Raw genomic sequence first — 3,205 nt, 5'->3', positions numbered from 1 at the left:
GAACGCCTTTTTCGTACATGTGAGTAGCAAAAGTATGCCGCAGCACATGCGGGGTTATACGTTCTTTAATCCCTGCCTCTTTTGCTGTCTGCTTGATTATTTTCAGGACCCGATCGTTGGATACCGGTCTGTCATAATGCTGTTTCGGCGGGAACATAAAATTGGAGTTTTTTGAAGGCGATTCCGGGAGCTTAAGATATCGGTTCAGGTTATCATATAATTTGTCGACTACGAAAAGAGCACGTAGAGACGCACGGCCGTGCGTCTCTACAACCAACCCCCGTTCACCCATCCCCATCAACCCACCCACAACCCGTCCGTCCGCAATCAAATCAACAATTAAAATTATTTCGCAAACCAAAATCAATATCCTCATTTATTGCGGGGTATAAATCCGATATTAATTCAAAAATTGACGATTATATTGATAAATACAATCCAGATATTCCAAAATACAATCGAAATAATCATTTTTTTCAACCAAATTATCACGATCATATAATCCAAAATGATACAGAATATAACAAAACAAAAGAATATATTATTAATAATCCTATTAATTGGATTAACGATAAATTTTATAATGCAGAGGACAAATGAGCAGACAACATCAGCAGTTTCATTTTTTCATTCCTAAGAGGACGGCCTCGGCCTTCCATGAAAAGGTCGAGCTGTGGATGTGCCGTGCCTGTTGTTTAATCTTCCCTGCCGGATTTTCATGTAAAACTTTTTACTATACTCTTTGAATAATACTTGCATTACCTGAATATTTTATCTATATTTTCGATATATATACACGCCTATTATATTGAGAATGCTGCGGTTTTTACCTGGAAGGGAAAACTTTGCTTAATCAATTCAGTATGGCTGTGCGAATCAGGCAGTACAGTGTGAAAATTTATACAAATGTGATTAGTCAGGGTGGTAAAGGCCTTAGAAGCCCTGCTGATTTTTAGATTATAAGCGACATAAAGTAATTGTAAACAAAATGGTTAAAATCATTTTAGATAAAAATAAATTTGGGTAGGAGTAACAATGATATCTGAAAAAGATAAAAAAGCTATTTTAGACCTTGCTCAAAAATATAAAGTAAAACGCGTGGTTTTATTTGGCTCAGGAAGTAAATTGTCCGATAAAAATCATGATATTGATTTAGCGGTTGAAGGACTTCCGGATAAAGAGTTTTTTAAGTTTTACAGCGAATTGATTTTCAGCCTTTCTCAACCTGTGGATTTAGTTGATATAAGTAAGAAGACAAAATTTTCTACGATACTTACTTCTGAGGGTATTCAAATTTATGGCTGATCTTAAAGATAAAATAGAAGCTGAATATGAAAACATAGAAAAGTTAGTTAATGAACTTCCTTCCTCTGATCAATTGCCTTTTCTTGAATTTTTGCAGTTAGCTGGAGTGGCTACCTTGTTGCACAATTTTTATAATGGGATCGAAAATATTATAAAATTAATTTTGAAAGATAAAAATGTTGCTCTGCCTGAAGGCGAATCATGGCATAAAGAGTTATTAAATCTTGCTAAAGAGGGTGGAATTATTTCCGAAGCCACATTGATGCAATTAGGTAAATATTTAGCATTTCGCCATTTTTTTTCTCATGCTTACGCTCTTGATCTATATGCTGGTAAATTACAACCTTTGGTAGAAAAGATTAATAGGGTTTATCAAGGTTTCAAAGGAGAAGTTTCGATATTTGTAGAGAAATAAGAAAATGATCAATAGGCAACTTAACAAGGCGCTCCATAGCGTCAGGTTATCTTGGTCTACTTGCCCAAAAGCAATAGAAAAATAAAAGATAATCTTGAATTTGTTCTTTAACAACGATCCCCTTTAACCTCAAAAAACATGTATCTTTCCCTGAAGTCCGGACGCACCTTGCATGCTGCACAAAGTCATCGCAGATGTACTGTCCCGGTTGTTTAATCTTCCCTGCCCGACTTACTTTCGTCGCTGTTGGTTTTTATTATTACAAGCTACTAATTTATTGATTCGCCAGTCAGGAAAGGACAATGAGTCTAAAATGGAAACCATCTTAAGAACTTTAAACATAAAGATTTCCCGGCAGGAATACTTTTTGCAGTAAAATAAATAAAATGAGGTGTATTATCATTTTGCAGATGGAAAGGTGTTTTTTCAAGTAAATTCTGCTTTATTCAAGATAAAAACCATTAGCCCTTGATTCCATGAAGAGATTCTTTATCGTCCGAATAGAGAAACTTTTCCGCAGAGACAATTATAAGCAGCTCCGGGAATTTAAGACAAGGAGGAGAAATGAAAAATTTATTTTATATTTTGTTCCTTTTTTTGCTGATTGCAGGATTGGCTGCAGATACAGATCTTTTCGCCCAGAATTACGCTCTTGAGTTTGACGGCACGAATGACGCTGTCTCTCTGTCCAACAGCGCATCATTTCAATCGGTTTCATCTGCTTTAACAATTGAAGCCTGGGTAAAGGCTGATGAATTTAAATATGATGATGTTGTTTTTATGGCGAATAATCGCTATTCTTTGCAATTTACTGCAAGCGGAGCAATTAAAACCGGCCTTTACATCGGAGGCTGGAACGAAGGTACATCAAACAGCACAGCAAAGGTTTCTCAATGGACACATGTTGCACTGACCTATAACGGCGATAAGATTCATTTTTACATTAATGGCACCGCTGCCGGCATAACGGATGCCGCAAATGGAACGATTACAGCTTATGACTCCTCTCCGCTTTCCATAGGTGCGAATTATGATGCAAGCGCTAATTATTTTAATGGCAAGATTGACGAAGTGCGTATCTGGAACATCGCGCGGACCCAAACCGAGATACAGGACAACATGAATAAAGAACTGACAGGGAACGAATCGGGTCTGGTTGCCTACTATAAGATGAGTAACGGCAGCGGAATTACCCTCACGGATAACAGCAGCAATTCCAATACAGGGGCCATATCCGGCGCTGCCTGGGTCTTGGCGAACGACCTTTCTTTACCTGTGAATATTTCTTCTTTCTCCGCACGATACGAAGGGCGATCCATCATCCTCGAATGGGTCACTGAGAGCGAAACCGATAATATAGGCTTTATTCTTGAGCGTTCCGCAGACAGTGAAGCCCCGTGGAAAATTGTCTCATCATACAAAACCGATGACGCTCTTAAAAGCAGGGGCAATACTTCCGGCCGGACAAAATACATATTCACAGAT

General features: G+C 37.9%; 4 protein-coding genes. 3 read left to right on the top strand and 1 reads right to left on the bottom strand.

What is annotated here, in order from left to right; all coding sequences use genetic code 11:
• The coding region (locus tag J7K93_08720; protein ID MCD6117084.1) for a tyrosine-type recombinase/integrase at positions 1 to 361 on the bottom strand (361 nt) is incomplete at its 3' end.
• Positions 362 to 1,035: 674 nt separating this feature from the next.
• Here J7K93_08720 and J7K93_08715 point away from each other — a divergent pair.
• The 3 genes from J7K93_08715 to J7K93_08705 all read left to right on the top strand — a co-directional run.
• Positions 1,036 to 1,305: a nucleotidyltransferase domain-containing protein gene (locus J7K93_08715; GenBank protein ID MCD6117083.1), complete on the top strand. Its 270-nt coding sequence runs from the start codon at positions 1,036 to 1,038 to the stop codon at positions 1,303 to 1,305.
• Positions 1,298 to 1,720 (top strand): hypothetical protein, encoded by a 423-nt coding sequence (locus J7K93_08710; protein MCD6117082.1) that lies wholly within the window; start codon positions 1,298 to 1,300, stop codon positions 1,718 to 1,720. Before J7K93_08715 ends, J7K93_08710 begins: the two co-directional genes overlap by 8 nt.
• A gap of 564 nt (positions 1,721 to 2,284) precedes the next feature.
• Positions 2,285 to 3,205 (top strand): LamG domain-containing protein (locus tag J7K93_08705; protein MCD6117081.1); only part of this gene is annotated, 921 nt, incomplete at its 3' end.

This window comes from bacterium, assembly GCA_021158245.1.
Taxonomy (GTDB): domain Bacteria; phylum Zhuqueibacterota; class QNDG01; order QNDG01; family QNDG01; genus QNDG01.
This window is presented reverse-complemented; position numbering and strand designations above follow the sequence as displayed.

What these genes read in the sequence shown, in the direction of transcription:
- J7K93_08715 (MCD6117083.1), top strand. Translation starts at nt 1,036, where the DNA reads ATGATATCTGAAAAAGATAAAAAAGCTATTTTAGACCTTGCTCAAAAA.
- J7K93_08710 (MCD6117082.1), top strand. Translation starts at nt 1,298, where the DNA reads ATGGCTGATCTTAAAGATAAAATAGAAGCTGAATATGAAAACATAGAA.